The organism is Bradyrhizobium genosp. SA-3 (assembly GCF_004212635.1).
GTDB lineage: Bacteria > Pseudomonadota > Alphaproteobacteria > Rhizobiales > Xanthobacteraceae > Bradyrhizobium.
This window is the reverse complement of record NZ_PSRT01000048.1, coordinates 1-14635: the sequence shown is the minus strand read 5'-3', so window position 1 is coordinate 14635 and position 14635 is coordinate 1. Positions and strand designations below refer to the sequence as shown.

At 60.3% G+C, this 14635-nt stretch carries 17 protein-coding genes; 6 read left to right on the top strand and 11 right to left on the bottom strand.

Annotation, left to right across the window (positions count from 1 at the left end):
* Positions 1-39: 39 nt before the first annotated feature.
* The gene (locus CWO91_RS18370; RefSeq protein WP_130215021.1) at positions 40-1023 is read right to left on the bottom strand and encodes an ABC transporter substrate-binding protein; all 984 of its coding nucleotides are present in this window, start codon (positions 1021-1023) and stop codon (positions 40-42) included.
* A 176-nt stretch (positions 1024-1199) separates the two neighbouring features.
* On the opposite strand from CWO91_RS18370, the gene CWO91_RS18365 reads away from it, so the two are divergent.
* A complete protein-coding gene (locus CWO91_RS18365; protein WP_130215019.1) occupies positions 1200-2114 on the top strand; it encodes an NAD(P)-dependent oxidoreductase in 915 nt (304 codons plus the stop codon).
* Between the two features lie 12 nt (positions 2115-2126).
* On the opposite strand, the gene CWO91_RS18360 is transcribed toward CWO91_RS18365, so the two are convergent.
* The 6 genes from CWO91_RS18360 to CWO91_RS18335 form a co-directional block, all read right to left on the bottom strand.
* A complete protein-coding gene (locus tag CWO91_RS18360; RefSeq protein ID WP_130215017.1) occupies positions 2127-2690 on the bottom strand; it encodes a flavin reductase family protein in 564 nt (187 codons plus the stop codon).
* Between the two features lie 9 nt (positions 2691-2699).
* Complete coding sequence (locus CWO91_RS18355) at positions 2700-3929, bottom strand: acyl-CoA dehydrogenase family protein (RefSeq protein ID WP_165405529.1); 1230 nt, start codon at positions 3927-3929, stop codon at positions 2700-2702.
* 90 nt (positions 3930-4019) lie between these two features.
* Positions 4020-5291: a CaiB/BaiF CoA transferase family protein gene (locus tag CWO91_RS18350; protein ID WP_165405528.1), complete on the bottom strand. Its 1272-nt coding sequence runs from the start codon at positions 5289-5291 to the stop codon at positions 4020-4022.
* Between the two features lie 241 nt (positions 5292-5532).
* Complete coding sequence (locus tag CWO91_RS18345) at positions 5533-5961, bottom strand: GNAT family N-acetyltransferase (RefSeq protein ID WP_130215013.1); 429 nt, start codon at positions 5959-5961, stop codon at positions 5533-5535.
* A 64-nt stretch (positions 5962-6025) separates the two neighbouring features.
* Entirely contained in the window at positions 6026-6325 is a 300-nt protein-coding gene (locus tag CWO91_RS18340) for a hypothetical protein (RefSeq protein WP_130215011.1), read from the bottom strand.
* Entirely contained in the window at positions 6322-6624 is a 303-nt protein-coding gene (locus tag CWO91_RS18335) for a hypothetical protein (protein ID WP_130215009.1), read from the bottom strand. Before CWO91_RS18335 ends, CWO91_RS18340 begins: the two co-directional genes overlap by 4 nt.
* Positions 6625-6950: 326 nt before the next feature.
* Here CWO91_RS18335 and CWO91_RS18330 point away from each other — a divergent pair, with 326 nt between their 5' ends.
* The 3 genes from CWO91_RS18330 to CWO91_RS18320 all read left to right on the top strand — a co-directional run bounded on the left by CWO91_RS18330 (position 6951) and on the right by CWO91_RS18320 (position 9390).
* Complete coding sequence (locus tag CWO91_RS18330; protein ID WP_130215007.1) at positions 6951-7205, top strand: hypothetical protein; 255 nt, start codon at positions 6951-6953, stop codon at positions 7203-7205.
* 63 nt (positions 7206-7268) lie between these two features.
* On the top strand, positions 7269-7613 hold the full coding sequence (locus CWO91_RS18325; protein ID WP_130215005.1) for a response regulator: 345 nt from the start codon (positions 7269-7271) through the stop codon (positions 7611-7613).
* A gap of 226 nt (positions 7614-7839) precedes the next feature.
* Positions 7840-9390: an FAD-dependent monooxygenase gene (locus CWO91_RS18320; protein WP_130215003.1), complete on the top strand. Its 1551-nt coding sequence runs from the start codon at positions 7840-7842 to the stop codon at positions 9388-9390.
* A 177-nt stretch (positions 9391-9567) separates the two neighbouring features.
* Here CWO91_RS18320 and CWO91_RS18315 read toward each other — a convergent pair whose 3' ends face one another.
* The 3 genes from CWO91_RS18315 to CWO91_RS18305 all read right to left on the bottom strand — a co-directional run bounded on the left by CWO91_RS18315 (position 9568) and on the right by CWO91_RS18305 (position 12070).
* Positions 9568-11079, bottom strand: a complete 1512-nt coding sequence (locus CWO91_RS18315; protein WP_245471296.1) for a tetratricopeptide repeat protein — start codon at positions 11077-11079, stop codon at positions 9568-9570.
* Positions 11080-11429: 350 nt separating this feature from the next.
* Positions 11430-11630, bottom strand: a complete 201-nt coding sequence (locus CWO91_RS18310) for a hypothetical protein (protein ID WP_130215001.1) — start codon at positions 11628-11630, stop codon at positions 11430-11432.
* Positions 11627-12070, bottom strand: coding sequence for a hypothetical protein (locus tag CWO91_RS18305; RefSeq protein ID WP_245471295.1), 444 nt, complete (start codon positions 12068-12070; stop codon positions 11627-11629). The genes CWO91_RS18310 and CWO91_RS18305 overlap by 4 nt, the downstream gene beginning before the upstream one ends.
* Before the next feature lie 348 nt (positions 12071-12418).
* Between CWO91_RS18305 and CWO91_RS18300 the strand changes: the two genes are divergently transcribed.
* Entirely contained in the window at positions 12419-13354 is a 936-nt protein-coding gene (locus CWO91_RS18300; protein WP_130214999.1) for a hypothetical protein, read from the top strand.
* Between the two features lie 150 nt (positions 13355-13504).
* Here the strand turns inward: CWO91_RS18300 and CWO91_RS44335 are convergent, their stop codons facing one another.
* On the bottom strand, positions 13505-13762 hold the full coding sequence (locus CWO91_RS44335) for a hypothetical protein (RefSeq protein WP_245471294.1): 258 nt from the start codon (positions 13760-13762) through the stop codon (positions 13505-13507).
* Positions 13763-14169: 407 nt separating this feature from the next.
* Here CWO91_RS44335 and CWO91_RS18290 point away from each other — a divergent pair, with 407 nt between their 5' ends.
* On the top strand, positions 14170-14583 hold the full coding sequence (locus CWO91_RS18290) for a hypothetical protein (protein ID WP_130215085.1): 414 nt from the start codon (positions 14170-14172) through the stop codon (positions 14581-14583).
* Positions 14584-14635: the final 52 nt, after the last annotated feature.

Sequence of the window (14635 nt, the reverse complement as noted above, 5' to 3'; positions counted from 1 at the left end):
ACGCCACGATCCCTCTCCTCGGATAATTCGCCTGCACGCTTATTGCAGCGGAGCGACGATCGTCGGATGCTTGAACTGGGCGACATCCAGTTTCGGCAGCATTCCTGTCTCTGCATAGATATCCAGCATCTTCTGGATCGCTGGGAAGTTCGGCGCCGCACCTGGATCGCGACCGAAATCGTTGTCCTTGAGCAGATAGGTTTCGAGCACTGGAACGGGCGCTTTCAGCACCTCGGACACGACCTTCAGGGTCTCTTCGCGGTTTGCCAGCGCCTTCTTCATGCCCGACGTGATGTCGCGGACATAAGCCTTGACCAGTTCCGGGTTCTTGTCGACGAAATCGGCGCGGCAGGCTTCCAGGATGTGCACGATGTTCGGCATGACCTGCGACAGCGAGAACAGCTTTCGGGTGCCGCCCTTTGCCTCTGCGCGCGCGGCAAAGGGCTGGTTCATGTTGACCGCATCGACACGGCCCTGCCGGAGCGCGTCTTCGGAGACGGCAAAGCCGACCTCGACCAGCTTGATGTCCTTGGCCGGATCGACGCCATTCTGCTTCAGGAGCAGGTTGAATGGCCCCTGCGTGCCGCCGCCGATCACGGAAATGCCGACCGTCTTGCCCTTGAGATCGGCAATCGTCTTGATCGGCGAGTCATCCATGACAGCCCAATAGACCGAGAAGCCGCCGGGCTTCTCGAAGACGTGCTGTGCCACGATATAGGCCTTGAGATTGCCGCCAACCACGCCGTTGGCGAGCGACAGCGGCGCCTGTGTCGCGCAATCCAGCGCCCCGGCTGCAAGTGCCTGCGTCATCGGCGCGGTGCCCTGAAACTGGGTCCATTCGATATTGTAGGCCTTGCCGAGGTTGGGAAACTCGGCCGGCCGGCGCATCATCCAGTACTTGGATTCTTCGGCCGGGATCGTCCAGCCTACGCGGATGGTTTGCTGCGCCCGCAACGGGCCTGAGCCCGCGATTACGGCCGCAACCGCGCTCAATGCCAGGATCCACCTCGAAACGGTTCGCATCGTGCCTACTCCGCTGCTCCGGCGCCGACGGGCGCCCCCAACCCGACCAGCCCAAATGTTTCATGGTTCAAACAATCAGGCAAGCTATGCATGCCCACCGGTGCCACCGAGCGAAGCGCCATGTAAGGTAAGCCGGCGGTCGCGCGGCGTTGCGCTGCGACAGAAGGAGGCAACCTATGGCTGATGCGAGCAGGACAAACCCGCAAGAGGTCGAGAGGCTCGGCTATATCGGCCTTGGGCTCATGGGCGCACCGATGACCCGGCGCCTGCTTAGGGCTGGCCATCAGGTCACTATCTGGAACCGATCGCAGGACAAGATGGCTCCGCTCGTCGAGGCCGGCGCGAGCCGCGCAGATACGCCCCGCGACGTGATGGCGAGCTCGGAGATCGTCTTCATGTGCGTGACGGACGCCGCCGCCGTCGAAGAGGTGATCTTCGGGCGCGATGGTGTTTCATCGGCTCCCGGCGCCGGCAAGCTTGTCGTCGACTTCTCGTCGATTCATCCTGACGCCGCACGCGACCTTGCAACGCGACTGAAAGACACGAACGGTACCGGCTGGATCGATGCGCCAGTGTCCGGGGGCACGAAGGGCGCGGAGGACGGCACCCTCGCGATCATGGCTGGCGGAGAAGCGGCCGACATCGAGAGGGTGCGGCCCTATGTGCTGGCCATGGCGCGCAGGTTCACTCACATGGGCCCGATCGGCGCCGGCCAGACCACAAAGCTGTGCAATCAGGTGATCGTCGGATGCGCGATGGCCGTCCTCGCCGAAGCAACGCGCCTTGCCGTGAACGCCGGAATTGACGCCAACCGATTGCCCGAAGCGCTCGCCGGCGGCTTCGCGGATTCCATCCCGCTCCAGCTCTTCGTGCCGCGGATGGTTCAGGGCATTCACACCCCACCGCTCGGTCACATCGCCACAATGCTCAAGGACCTCGATACGGTCGCCGATGTCGCACAGGCGACGTCGACGCCGGTGCCGATGGCCTCGCTTGCGGGGCAACTTTTCAGGTTGGCGAAGGCCGCGCGAGGCGCGGAAGCGGACGCGCTGGAGATCTACAAGCTTTCAGCGTCGGAGCGAGCTGTCTAGGACGGAAGCGCGTTACGGCGCCTTCTTGCGCCCAGCGTCGGCCTGAAAGCGACCGAACGTCCCGCGCGCGAAGAGCAGCGGCTCCTTCGCATTGTAGGTATAAGCCTCGACTGCGCCGAGAAAGATCACGTGGTCGCCACCATAGTAGCGATTGACGGAGCGGCATTGGAAATTGGCGACGCTGTCTGCCAGCACCGGCGCATTGCCGAGGCCGGGCGTCCAATCCACGCCAGCGAACTTGTCGTCAGACGACTTGGCGAATTTGTTCGCGAGTGCCTGTTGCGAAGCGCCGAGCACGTTGACCGTGAAATGACTGGCGTTCTGGAATACGGGCAGACTCGAGGAATAGACGACGAGGCTCCACAAAACCAGTGGAGGATTCAGCGAGACCGAGGCGAACGAATTGCACGTCAGACCATACGGCTTGCCATCAGGAGCCGCGGCCGTGATGATCGTCACGCCCGTTGCGTAGGTGCTGAGCGCGTTGCGGAAATCGCGAGGATCGATCGACGAACTGTCGCTCGCGAATTCGTTGGCTGGATCGGGAACGGCCGGCTGCTTCGGCAGATCATTCATCGGCCGGCCTCACAGCGTGAGATTCTCGGACGGCAGGCCCAGCGCCACGCGTCCATAATTGGTCCCGGCCGCGTCGAAGTTGAACGCGAGATGCGAGTTGATCGCGTGCGCATCGCGGAACTGCCGCTGCAGCACGCCGGTCGTGAACAGGCCGCGCGCTCCGCTCGCGGCAAACAGCATGGAGACCGCCTCGGTGCACAGATTCACCGAAAAGGCTCCATCACGCCGATGTCTGGTCTTGGTCGCCATATCAGGAATACGACCGCACCGAGCGTTCTCCATCGCATCCAGGCAGGCCGAGCGCATGATCAGGCGCGCCGCATCGATCTTCGCCGAGGCCTCCGCGATCTTGATCTGCGTGCTTTGAAAGTCGCTCAGCTTGGCACGGTTGTAGGTCGAGATGCGATGACGCGCGACCTCGGCATAATCGTCGAGGCACGCCTGCGCGTTTCCCAGCGCGACACCGGAGAGGACGTAAGGAAACAGCGAGAACACAGGGAGCGCATACAGCGGATTCGGATTGACCTTGCTTCCCGGCGTCGGGCCCCCGGCGAGATCGCCGACGGCGACCGTCATATAGTCAGGCACAAAGGCGTCCCTGACCTCCACGTCGCAAGATCCCGTCCCGCGCAGTCCCGCGACATTCCAGGTGTCGAGGACATTATAGTCGCCTTTCGGCAGCAAAAAGATTCGATACGCGATGCCGTCGGCTTCGTCGTCGGAGTAAACAACGCTTGCAAGCATATTCCATTCGCAGGAGGCGACGCCCGAGGAGAACGGCCAGCTACCATGCAGCCGATATCCACCCGCGACCCTCGTGGCGCGTCCCGCCGGAAAAATGAACGAGGACGCAATCAACACGTCCGGATCGCCGTCCCAGACCAGATCCTGCGCCTTCTGCTCGAACATGCCGAGCATCCAATGATGGCTCGCCAGGTTGGCAAGGTTCCAAGCCACTGACGCATCCGCCGATCCAAGCAGTTCGGCGCAGTCGATCAGGGCGACATAGTCAAGCTCCGCGCCGCCAATCCGTCTCGGCTGGAGCATCCGGAACAGGCCGGCGTCGTGAAGATCCTTTTCAGTCTCCGCCGGAAGATGCCGTAGCTCCTCCGTCCGCGCCGCCCGTTCTCGCAGCCGTGGGAGGAGCGCCCGGGCCCTCGCGATCATTGCCGCATAGGCGCGTTCACCGGCTTTCAGTCCAGCGGGCTCGCTCATGCTCGGCTCTCGACCAGGCGCCATTCGTATCCCTCGCTCTCGCACATTTATGCGGCGGGACCTTCGCCAAATCAAGTCGAGACCACGCTCGCAGTGCGGTCGCGTGGTACCTGCCTAGCTCAAATCGGTCGAAGGCTTGGCCGATCCAAAGGCGCCCTTTTCGGCGAACTCCGCGATGCGACGTTCGTCGTAGCCGAGCGTATCGTGCAAGACTTGCTTCGTATGCTCACCCAGCAGCGGAGCAGCCACGGGATCAATGGCCCCAGTCAGGCTCATCGCAATCGGCGACTCGATGTTGGGGACCCATTCTGCTGTACGATGCGGAATCCGGCTCAAGCGGTGGCGCTCGCGCGCTTCCGGCGCATTGAACCCCTCCTCCACCGTCCGGAGATAGCCGACCGGGATATTGGCCAGCTTCATCTTTGCCATCCAGTTCTCGAGGGTATCGCTTGCAAAGACCTCGGCGATAGCCGCCCGCAGGAGCTCCTTGTTCTCGGAGCGCGCTTTCCGCGTCGCAAATTGCGGATCGGTGATCAGATCGGGCCGGTCGAGCACTTCGACCACGAGACGGCGATAGAGCCGGTCGTTGGCGCAAGCCATGTACAGCGGCCCATCGGACGCCTCGTAGACGCCGACGGTGGGAGATCCGCTCGGCGAATTGCCAAACCGGCCAGGACTCTCGCCGTTGATCAGATAGGCCATGCCGTAGAAACCGGTCATCCCCATCGCAATGTCGAACAGAGCGACCTCGACATGCTGCCCGCGACCGAGCCGGTCCCGCGCCAGTAATGCCAGCAGGATGGCGTTGCAGGCAGACATTCCCGTGGCCATATCCACGATCGGCGGACCGGTACGAACCGCCGGGCCGTCGGCAAACCCGTTGAGCGACATGAAGCCGCTTTCCGCCTGCGTGATCGGATCGAAGCCCGGACGCGCAGCGAACGGTCCGGTGCGTCCGTAGGCGGAGATCGAGCAGTAGACCAGCCGTGGATTGAGCGAAGCGACAGCTTCGTAATCGAGGCCAAATTTCTTCATGACCCCGCTGGAAAAATTCTCGACGACGACGTCCGCCTTGCGGATCAGGTCGAGCGCGATCTCGCGAGCCTCCGGCACGGTAAGGTCGAGCACGATGCCGCGCTTGTTGCGGTTCAGGCTGAGATAGGCGGCACTCTCTCCACCGATTTCGGCGTGTTCGTAGGCGCGTGTGTCGTCGCCGCCGTCGGGGTTTTCAATCTTGATGACCTGCGCGCCGAAATCAGCAAGCGTCTGTGTGCAGGCCGGGCCGGCGACGACACGCGTAAAATCGACGACCAGCAGACCATCGAGCGCAGTTTGCCCTCCCGTCGCCCGCGACGAACGTTCCGGCAATTGAGGCTTGGTGGGCATTGATAGCGCTCCTTTGCATCGGCTTATAGCCGCCGAATTTCCTGCAAGAGCGAACTTAAAGCCCGGCGCCACCGACTTCGCAAGTGTTTCACCTGCATCGCCTGAAAACGCAAAAAGGCCCGGCAGCCATCGGGCTGCCGGGCCTCTCGACATTCTGCGCATATAGGCTGCGCCACATCTCTTACGGACTATTCGACGTTACAGGCCGCGTTCCGCATCACGGGAAACGCCGCTCTACCGCTCATCTCAGCCACTTTCGCCAGTAGAGCGTATGCGACCAGGCCCAGGGTATCTCGGGCTCATAGAGCCGATAGCCCGCCTCGATGAAATTATTGGCGGATACCGGATTGTCCGTCGTATCCGAAACGACGCTGTTCCATCCGATACGACGCCCCCTTGTCTCCATCGCCCGCATCAACCTGATTTGAAGCCCGTGCCCCCAATGCCGCCGCAAGACCCCGACCCTTGAGAAGTAGCCGCCATTTCGCACGTGGGTCGACGGTACAACACCGGCAAAGGCGATCGCGTCATCGCCGTGATAGGCCAGCCACCACACGCCAATGTCGAACCGGGGCATCGCCGCGGCATCGAAAAACGTCAGCTGGTGCAGATCGGCCAAGGTGTCGGCAACGTCATCATCGGACGCATCGGCCACTCGAATTCTGTACATGGCATACCCATTAGCGAGGAGCGACCTCGATCCGTCGCGCGGCGACGTCGTCGCCGCACAAGCCTCATTTGCCCAGCACGACCTTGACACCCAGCCAGACGGCCCCCATCAGACCGGTGGCGATCACCGTGATCACGGCCTTGAACGTATAGCTCTGCGCCTGTTCCACGCTCTTGCGCCATCGCCGCAGGTGCTGGAAGTCCGCCCGGAGCTCTCTCCGATCGTCATCCTCGATTCCGAAAGACGCCAGCACCGACGCCACCGCTTTCAACACGATCGCATCGATGCTCTCCTGCTGGAGTCTGTGCTGCTCAGCCAGCGTCTCGGCGACGATGGCCTTGATTTCATCGTCTGGCATCTTCATCGCCTGATGATCCTTGCAATGTTCTCGAAGCCACGTTTGGCGAAGTAGAAGGAGACCACGAGATTGGCCGTGACCGCCGCAAATCCCGCCAGAGCGTCCGTGGAGCCAAGACCAAGCACCTTGTCCCAGACCAGCAGCTTTGCGAAATAGAGCGCGACGCAATAGCCCATGAGCTTGTCCGGCTCGTACCAATGCCCGAGCTCGGCTCCCGGAAACCGCAGCGGCGCGGGCAACGGGCCCTGCGCCGCGGGCCGGCACGTTCGCGCGTGCGCGGCCAGCAATGGTTCGGACGGCGGCACGCCGATCGGCGCTCCCTCAACGCGTATCAAGCAAGTGCGTGGCCGCAATGCGTGGGCCGCCGTCCGATTCTGGAATCGAGAACGAAAAAACCCGCGGCGGATGTTGTCCGCGCGGGTGAACCAAACTCGTCTCGATGATGTCATCATGCCGGTGTGTTGCCCGACGTGTCAAAACCTATGTTGAAATTGAAACAGCCCGCCGCAGATATTCTCCGCGCGGGCTGAACCAAACTTCTTTCGATGATGCCATTCTGCCAGTGTTTTGCCCGACGTGTCAAACGAACTTACGGGCCCGGCGATAGTTAGCCGATCAGGAGGATCGGCCAATGACACTGAAAACAATGTCACCAAAGACATCACGAAACCTGCCCGGGGCCAGGCCGCGCAGCGATAACAGGCCGCGCAGCGATACCAAGCCGCGCAGCGATAACGAGCCGCGCATCGACAAGGCGCACGATACGCAAGAGGAGATCATTGAAGATTCCGGCGAGACCGAGGACGGGGATCGCGATCTCGTGCACGGCGATGGCGGCACCATCGACCTTCCCACGAAGCCCGGCGATTTGTCGAAGGACGATTAGGCTTGCCGGAACTTACCCGACGAGAGGCGCGTTTATTCCGTCGTCAGAAGGAACGTTCGTTCGATGAGTCACACTGTCCTGGTTGTTGATGACGACGCCGCCGTCCTCGACGTGATCGTCGGCATGCTGGAAGATCTTGGCTGCCAGGTGATCAGTGCCCAAAACGGTTCGGATGCGCTCGATCAGCTCAACGAGAACCGGGACATCTCCATCTTGATCACGGACATCAATATGCCGGGCATGGATGGCCATGAACTGGCCGAGTTGGCCAAACGAGTCCGCCCCGAGTTGACGGTGCTTCAACTATCCGGGCGCGAACCCCGGCGCGGCGGCCTGCCGATGATCAGGAAGCCGTTCTCGTTCGAGGAACTCGCCGACATCATGCAGCGAACCACTGGCATCTGCTGACCGTCACGCCAAAAGAAAACCCGCAGCGGAATGCTCCCGCGCGGGCTGAACCAAACTCTTTCGATGATGCCATTCTGCCAGTGTTTTGCCCGACGTGTCAACGCGGCAAACGCGGAACGGCAAGCCCTTCCTCCCAGCTAGATATGTGGTGCGCAAGGGGCTTGCTTCAAGTCCCCGCTCCTGCCGTAGAACCCGTGGCCCAGCCAACACATCGAGGGGTCACGCCATGCCTGTCTTGCTTCCAAGGTCCCGTTCACACCAGCAGGCGCATCGCGCCGGCGCGAGGACCGCTGCGATGACCGATCATGTCGTGGTGATCGCCGGCGGCGGCCCGACCGGCTTGATGCTGGCCGCGGAGCTCGCGCTCGCCCATGTCGACGTCGCTGTGGTCGAGCGGCGCGCGAACCAGGAGCTGGTCGAGACGCGTGCCGGCGGATTGCACGCCCGCACGATCGAGATCCTCGATCAACGTGGCGTCGCCGACCGCTTCCTGCGCAAGGGCCAGATCACCCAGCTCGCCGGCTTCGCCTGGACGAGGCTCGACATCAGCGATCTCCCCACCCGCCACGCTTACGGCCTCGCGCTGCGGCAGAGCCGCATCGAACGCATCCTGGCCGGCTGGGTCGAGGAGCTCGCGGTGCCGATCTATCGCAACGCCGAGGTGACGGGTTTTGCGCAGGATGAGACCGGCATCGATATCGCGCTGTCGGGCGGCGAGACGTTGCGCGCAGACTATCTCGTCGGCTGCGACGGCGGTCGCAGCACCGTGCGCAAGACTGCCGGCATCGACTTCGCCGGCTTCGATCCGACGCTCAGCAATCTCATGGCCGAGGTCGAGATGAGCGAGGCACCGGCCTTTGGCCTGCGTCACGACGCGCTCGGCTTTCACGGCCTCAGCAAGACGGAGAGCGGACGCGTGCTGGTCGTCGTGACGGAAGCAACCCTCGCGCGCACCGGCGAGCCCACCTTGCGCGATCTCAGCGACGCCCTCGTCGCGGTCTACGGCACCGACTTCGGTCTCGAGAATCCCGCATGGATCTCCCGCTTCACCGACGCGGCACGACAGGCCGTGTCCTATCGCAAAGGACGCGTGCTGCTCGCCGGCGATGCCGCGCATATCCATCACTCCGTCGGCGGGCAAGGCCTCAACACCGGCGTGCAGGACGCCGTCAATCTCGGCTGGAAGCTGGCGCAGGTCGTCAATCGCATCTCGCCCGACAGCCTGCTCGACACCTACCATTCCGAGCGCCATCCCGTCGCGGCACGCGTCCTGCAAAACACCATGGCGCAAATCGCGCTGCTCCGCCGCGGCGACGACGGCCTCAAGGCCGCGCGCGACGTCGTCTCCGAGTTGTTCGCCATGGACCAGCCGCGCCAACGCGTTGGCGCGATGATGAGCGGGCTCGACATCCGCTATGATCTCGGCGAAGGGCATGCGCTGCTCGGGCGCCGCATGCCGGATCTCGATCTGAGCGTCGAAGAACGGAAGCTAAAACTGTTCACGCTGCTGCACGGCGCGCGCGGTGTGCTGCTCAATTTTGGCAGGCGCGGTGGCATCGACATTGCGCCCTGGGCGGATCGCATCGGTGTCGTCGACGCCGCCTATGACGGCCCATGGGAGCTACCGGCCATTGGACAGGTCGCCGCGCCAAGCGCAGTGCTGGTGCGGCCCGACGGCCATGTGGCCTGGGTGGAAGGCGAGAGCGGATGCGGACTTGCGGAGGCGATGACGAGGTGGTTCGGGCCGAATGCGGTGGAGCACAAGAACCATTGCTAAGACGCATAGTCATGAATCGTTCGCGATGTCCGGTTTGCTCTGATACTGACCTCACTTGTGCAACGCCGCAAACGTCGCGATGGGCCATGAGCTGACTATCGGGGAGCGCGTCCGTACTTCGCAGTTGGGCCAATAAGTGACATTCGACATGGAACGTCAACGTCAGCAGGCGCCACCTTATTGCTCCCGGACGCCTCCCTTCCTCAGCCCATCGACAATGCCATCGAACTCCCGACGAAACTGCGGGTTGCTTGAGATTGAGTAACCAAGATCACGGTACCACTGGATCGTAAAGTCTGGTCGGAGCTTGTTCAATTCAGTCAAGCTCTGCTGTGCCTGTTCCAATTGCCCCGTGGCTCCATAAGCCGATGTCAGATCTACATAGCTGTATAAGTTCAAGTTGTTCAGATTGACCGAGCGCCTGCATTCCTCGATGGCTTCTGCATATTGGCGTAGGTGCAAGTGTGCATGGCAGAGCCAGTAGCGCCAAACGGAAGCAAAAGGATCTCTGGGACTGATACGGAGAGCCAATTGGGCCGGCGAGAAAGCTTCGCGCGTCCGCCCGGAGGTGATAAGTGTAATTGCTCTAGCGCCGTAGACTGCTGGATTATTTGGATCAATTTCGAGCGCAGTATCGTATTCAGCCAATGCCCCCTCAGGGTCTCCAAATAGCAGAAGGTTTCCCTTGGCCCAATGAGCACCCGCGCTTGCCGGGCTTTTGGACAGAGCTCTGTCGATGAGGTCGAGCCCTTGTTTTTTGTCTTCAACAACGGAAGCAGACCATCGATTGTTCACATCAGCGGCTAAACACCGCGCTTTCCCGACCATGGCCTCAACGTTGTCGGGATCGAGGCGCAGCGCACTATCGAATAGGTCCTTTGCCTGAGCATTTTGGATCTTCGACTGCGGCTCGTAGAACTTTGCCCAACCGCGCATCGTGAAGTCCATGGCGTCTGGATTCCTCGACCGGTCCGCTTCGCTGCGACGGCTTTCGGCTTGGATCAGTTCAATGTTCAGCGAGCGGGCGAGCCGCGCTGTGATCTGGTCCTGCAAGGCGGCGAGGTTCGTACGATCGCCGTCGAAACGGTCGGACCAAACGTCCCGACCGCTCGCGATATCCGTAAGTGATACGTTGACCCGGACCTGATCCCCGTTGCGCCGCACCGCGCCCTGGACTGCCCAGCGGATGCCAAGGTCCCTGCCGAGCGTCCTGAAGTCGATCTGCTTGTTCTTGTATGTAAAGGCCGTTCCGCGTCCGATAACGAACGCGCCGGGCATTTGCGCGAGGTCGGTCGTCAGATCGGTCGTAATGCCGTCGGCGAAATAGTCCTGCTCCGGATCGTTGTTGAGGTTTGCGAACGGCAGGACGACTAGTGACAAGCGGGGAGCAACGTCGGGCCGGGCCGTGGCCTCCCTCTGCGCCTGTTGCTTGTCCGGAAACACGTCGGTGCGGAGCGTCTTCCACACAGTCCAGTAGCCGACGAGGCCACCCGCGATCGCGCCGATCGCGGCAATCGAAGCGAGCGCCCCGCCGATCAGCTGCAATCGCGCCCGGAGGCGACTCTTAAAGTTAAGATTCGATGCCGGTTTGTTCGGTGGCTCGTTATCAGATGCCGTTTTGTTCAGTGGGTCATTATCGGATGCCGGTTTGCCCGGTAGGTCGCTGGAGACTTCCGAGTTCGTCACCATTGCCTCCCCGCAGGGGCCAAACGCCCGAATTTCTCAAGCTTAGCAGATTTTTGCGACTTCGCTTTGGTCAAGGTTGCTGACTAAGTTCACGTCTCTTACAAGTTGTTGCGGAACGGTCGTCAGTTTTATGACGTCGAATAGATGTCCGGTTGGGGTCATTTTCGACGGTTCGACTGAGTTTATCGGTTGGTTGAATGTCCGCTTCTGTCCAAAAAGCGCCGAATCCAGGATCAGGCCAGGAGCATTTGCGTTCTGTCGCAGCGAACGAGCGGCGCTGGGGCCTAGCGCACCAACGTCACAGCCCTCCAAAGAGGGAAAGCCCGCGGCATCCCGCGGGCTTGATTGAGGCATCAGGTTTTCAAGACACGGTTCAAGGTCCGAATGTCGCGCCGATCGTTGGTTTCTGATGCGGCCGCTTTCTCGGGCGGAGCCAATTCCGGAGCCTGGCTCTCAGGCCTGTATGCAAGCGCGTCGGCGATCCATTGCGGCCATCCGGCTTCTGCACTTGGCCCAACACGCGTTTGAAGCAGCTTCTGCAAGTTCGCGCTCATGCTTTGTCCTGCGAAAGCAGCCAAAGCTCTTCGTGAGAGACGTCGAAATCGTTTGTCGCGCCGATGCTTCCGAGAACGCTGAGCGGTGCTCGCTGAACGCTCTCCTCAATCTCAGCATCGATCGTCACGTTATCGCCGGGATGGACAATGACGCGCTCAATGCGGTGGACAAACTCAAGGGGCTTGCCGTCTTCACTCACGATCGGCTGCAACGGCTTGCCCCATCCGCGATCGAGAATGGCATTGGCCGCCGAGACACGTGCATGCGCGGGAGCGTTCTTATCACGCATGATCTGCAAGAGAGTGTTGACGGCGTGCACGGTGTGCGTCCGTGCCAATGACTTGATTTCAGTCATCGTCCGGTGCTTCAAGGTTCTGCGAGCAGCCTCCCGCGCAAATGCGACTTCGGAACGCTTGTTCTTCACGACCAATTCAGTCATCTGGAAAATCCCATTATAATTTCAGCCAACATTCTGGATCGAGACGCAAAAAACCCGCGGCGGAAATATCCGGCGCGGGCGCAAACAAACTCGTCTCGATGATACTATTTTGCCAGTGTTTTGCCCGACGTGTCAAATCGGGTCGTAGCGAAGCGCTTTTACACCCTTCGAACTCGTGATGGCTCCTTTGAGCTAAAATTTGTGAAGTACATCACATCCCAGACCTATGACCCAAGCTAATGTCTTCGGCGATGTGCAAGCATAGTTCGACAGAAACGCTAACGCGAAGCCTTCAGGCTTATCTGCAGTGCAAAATAGCTCGACAATTCTCGTTTCGGAGGTTGGCGCATGAGCACAGCACAGTCTACGTCAGGACAGACGGGCGACTTCGGTTCGCTGAGCATCCGGGCAATTGTCCTCAGCCTCAAGCCGGGTCAACTTTGGGCCCTTCTGGGAGTGATGGCCGTGCTCCTATTCGGTTCGTTCTCGCTCGGATCATTCATCGCGACCCTGCGTAAAGACCTAGAAGTCAATGAAGCGAAAGGCGTCGTGGCGAAGTTTGAAAGGGACAAAGAACTCGCTATCGCGAAGAAGGATCTAGAAATCAATGATGCGAAAATCGCAGCCGCGAAAACTGAAAGGGACAACGAGGTCATTATCGCCAAGAAGGATCTAGAGATCAACGAGGCGAAAGGCCTAGCCGCAAGACTCGAAAAAGACAAACAACACCTCAATGAGACGCTCGATCAAGCCAAGGGACTTCTCGACACGCAGAAATTTCAGCTTCAACAGCTGGTGTTAAAGTCCGACTTTCTACATAGGTACTATTCGTACGTGGTCTCGAATGAAAATCCAGGAGAGGTTAAGCTCTTCTCCGACGTCGTGTGCATCCTTTGGAAGAGAAGTCAGGAAGCACGATTGAACATTCGACCCGACACGGTGTTCCTCACGCCGAGTGCGTTGAGAAGGGGCCTAGATCAGGCCACAAAGGATGAACTCACGAAGCACGGCATCAACTACGACGAAATCGTAAAAGACCTGAGGGATCTGGACACCCAAGTTCAGCGGACTACTAAGTCTCCAAGGATCTACGGTCCTTCCTCAGCTGCCTGGGAATTGGCTCGAAAGGAGCATCAGTCCAAAGAGTATTCTATTGCAGATAAGCTGCGTTCGGTCCCACCTCGGAAGTTAATAACGTTTTCTGAAGTAACCTACGAGGTACCGCAGCGAGTTGCTGAAGTTGTGCATAATCGCAATGACTGTGCTCCAAGTGACAGGTTGTAGTGCAAGGCTTAGGAAGCCGCTGGATCCGTTTTTGGTGTCCCGAGCAGCAATGCTCTGATTGATCGTAAGATTTTCGCTTGGCCGTCAGAAGCTGACGTTAGTGCCTTTGAGTACACGCCTTGTCGGCCGGACACCCCTCCGCAGGCGCCTCTACTCGCGCTTCATCCCGAGTCGCTCCGCGCACATGCTGCCGGTCCTGATGCCCGTATCGAAAGGCCCATAATAGACCTTGCCGTCCGGGTCTTCGGTGTCGAGCTTCGTTACCGTTCCATTCGGTGATGCGATGATGTTGACCTTGCAGGCATACCCTCGCGACCTTCCCGAAGCGCTCTGTGGGCCGTCTTGAGAGACCGAAAAGGAAGTCCCATTTGCCAGCTGCCACACATAGGCGGTTTCGCCGCTGTTCATCTTGAAGCTGCTCGTCGGCGGCCCCCACTGAAGGACCAAAGCGTCGACGTTTTTTCCGATGTAGTCCTGGCCGAGCTTGGCGCGAACATCCGCGCTCGTAGCGTAACAGCCACCCAACAGACAAGACAGTGTGACGACTTGTAGTATCCGCATTGGTGCGCCCCCCGGCCGGATTGCAATCAATCGCAACCAGGGGACGAGATCAATAGAAACTCTCTCGATTGGCTGACTTTTCTCCTGGCCTCAGCGTCCTAGCTAGCGCTCCACCTTCCGGCTGCTGCCCGCCTTCTTCGCGGTTGAGCCTCCTCTGTTTTCCACACCCACGAAGGGCAGTAGCTCCTCGCCCCACTCGCCCACCAGGAATCGACAATTTGCCAACGCTGTTGGCTCGTGCCTTTGATGATCGGATGTCCACGAAGTCGCGCGAATACCTCTTTGGCACTCAAATCAAGATGTCGGCTGAGCGCGCCAAGCTCGCGCGCAAGGAGGCTGACACGCTTGCCTGCGTGGCATGGAACAATCGGATGCTCGGCTACAAAGGTCCCGCGCAGCCATCGCCAACGATCGGCGATGCGATCAATGGTGGATACCCGTATCTCGAAGTTCGATGTCTTGGCTGCAACACCAATCAAACCGTAGCGCTCGACATCATTCGACGTCCCAAGACAACGCCGGTGCATGAACTCGAACGCTACACGCGTTGCAAGGACTGTTCGCAGGTCCGCGGCTATCCGTACAAGCGGAGCGCGCTCGTGGCTTTGAGGCCAACAAAGATTTCAGTTAATCACCCGCCCTCGACCTGGTGGCCGGGCGAGCGCTGAGGGGCAATTCTCGAAGTCTTTCGGGTCATTCGTCGCTACGAAGGCGACTTGC

What these genes read in the sequence shown, in the direction of transcription:
- CWO91_RS18370 (WP_130215021.1), bottom strand. Translation starts at nt 1,023, where the DNA reads ATGCGAACCGTTTCGAGGTGGATCCTGGCATTGAGCGCGGTTGCGGCC.
- CWO91_RS18365 (WP_130215019.1), top strand. Translation starts at nt 1,200, where the DNA reads ATGGCTGATGCGAGCAGGACAAACCCGCAAGAGGTCGAGAGGCTCGGC.
- CWO91_RS18360 (WP_130215017.1), bottom strand. Translation starts at nt 2,690, where the DNA reads ATGAATGATCTGCCGAAGCAGCCGGCCGTTCCCGATCCAGCCAACGAA.
- CWO91_RS18355 (WP_165405529.1), bottom strand. Translation starts at nt 3,929, where the DNA reads ATGGCGCCTGGTCGAGAGCCGAGCATGAGCGAGCCCGCTGGACTGAAA.
- CWO91_RS18350 (WP_165405528.1), bottom strand. Translation starts at nt 5,291, where the DNA reads ATGCCCACCAAGCCTCAATTGCCGGAACGTTCGTCGCGGGCGACGGGA.
- CWO91_RS18345 (WP_130215013.1), bottom strand. Translation starts at nt 5,961, where the DNA reads ATGTACAGAATTCGAGTGGCCGATGCGTCCGATGATGACGTTGCCGAC.
- CWO91_RS18340 (WP_130215011.1), bottom strand. Translation starts at nt 6,325, where the DNA reads ATGAAGATGCCAGACGATGAAATCAAGGCCATCGTCGCCGAGACGCTG.
- CWO91_RS18330 (WP_130215007.1), top strand. Translation starts at nt 6,951, where the DNA reads ATGACACTGAAAACAATGTCACCAAAGACATCACGAAACCTGCCCGGG.
- CWO91_RS18325 (WP_130215005.1), top strand. Translation starts at nt 7,269, where the DNA reads ATGAGTCACACTGTCCTGGTTGTTGATGACGACGCCGCCGTCCTCGAC.
- CWO91_RS18320 (WP_130215003.1), top strand. Translation starts at nt 7,840, where the DNA reads ATGCCTGTCTTGCTTCCAAGGTCCCGTTCACACCAGCAGGCGCATCGC.
- CWO91_RS18315 (WP_245471296.1), bottom strand. Translation starts at nt 11,079, where the DNA reads ATGGTGACGAACTCGGAAGTCTCCAGCGACCTACCGGGCAAACCGGCA.
- CWO91_RS18310 (WP_130215001.1), bottom strand. Translation starts at nt 11,630, where the DNA reads ATGAGCGCGAACTTGCAGAAGCTGCTTCAAACGCGTGTTGGGCCAAGT.
- CWO91_RS18305 (WP_245471295.1), bottom strand. Translation starts at nt 12,070, where the DNA reads ATGACTGAATTGGTCGTGAAGAACAAGCGTTCCGAAGTCGCATTTGCG.
- CWO91_RS18300 (WP_130214999.1), top strand. Translation starts at nt 12,419, where the DNA reads ATGAGCACAGCACAGTCTACGTCAGGACAGACGGGCGACTTCGGTTCG.
- CWO91_RS44335 (WP_245471294.1), bottom strand. Translation starts at nt 13,762, where the DNA reads ATGAACAGCGGCGAAACCGCCTATGTGTGGCAGCTGGCAAATGGGACT.
- CWO91_RS18290 (WP_130215085.1), top strand. Translation starts at nt 14,170, where the DNA reads ATGTCCACGAAGTCGCGCGAATACCTCTTTGGCACTCAAATCAAGATG.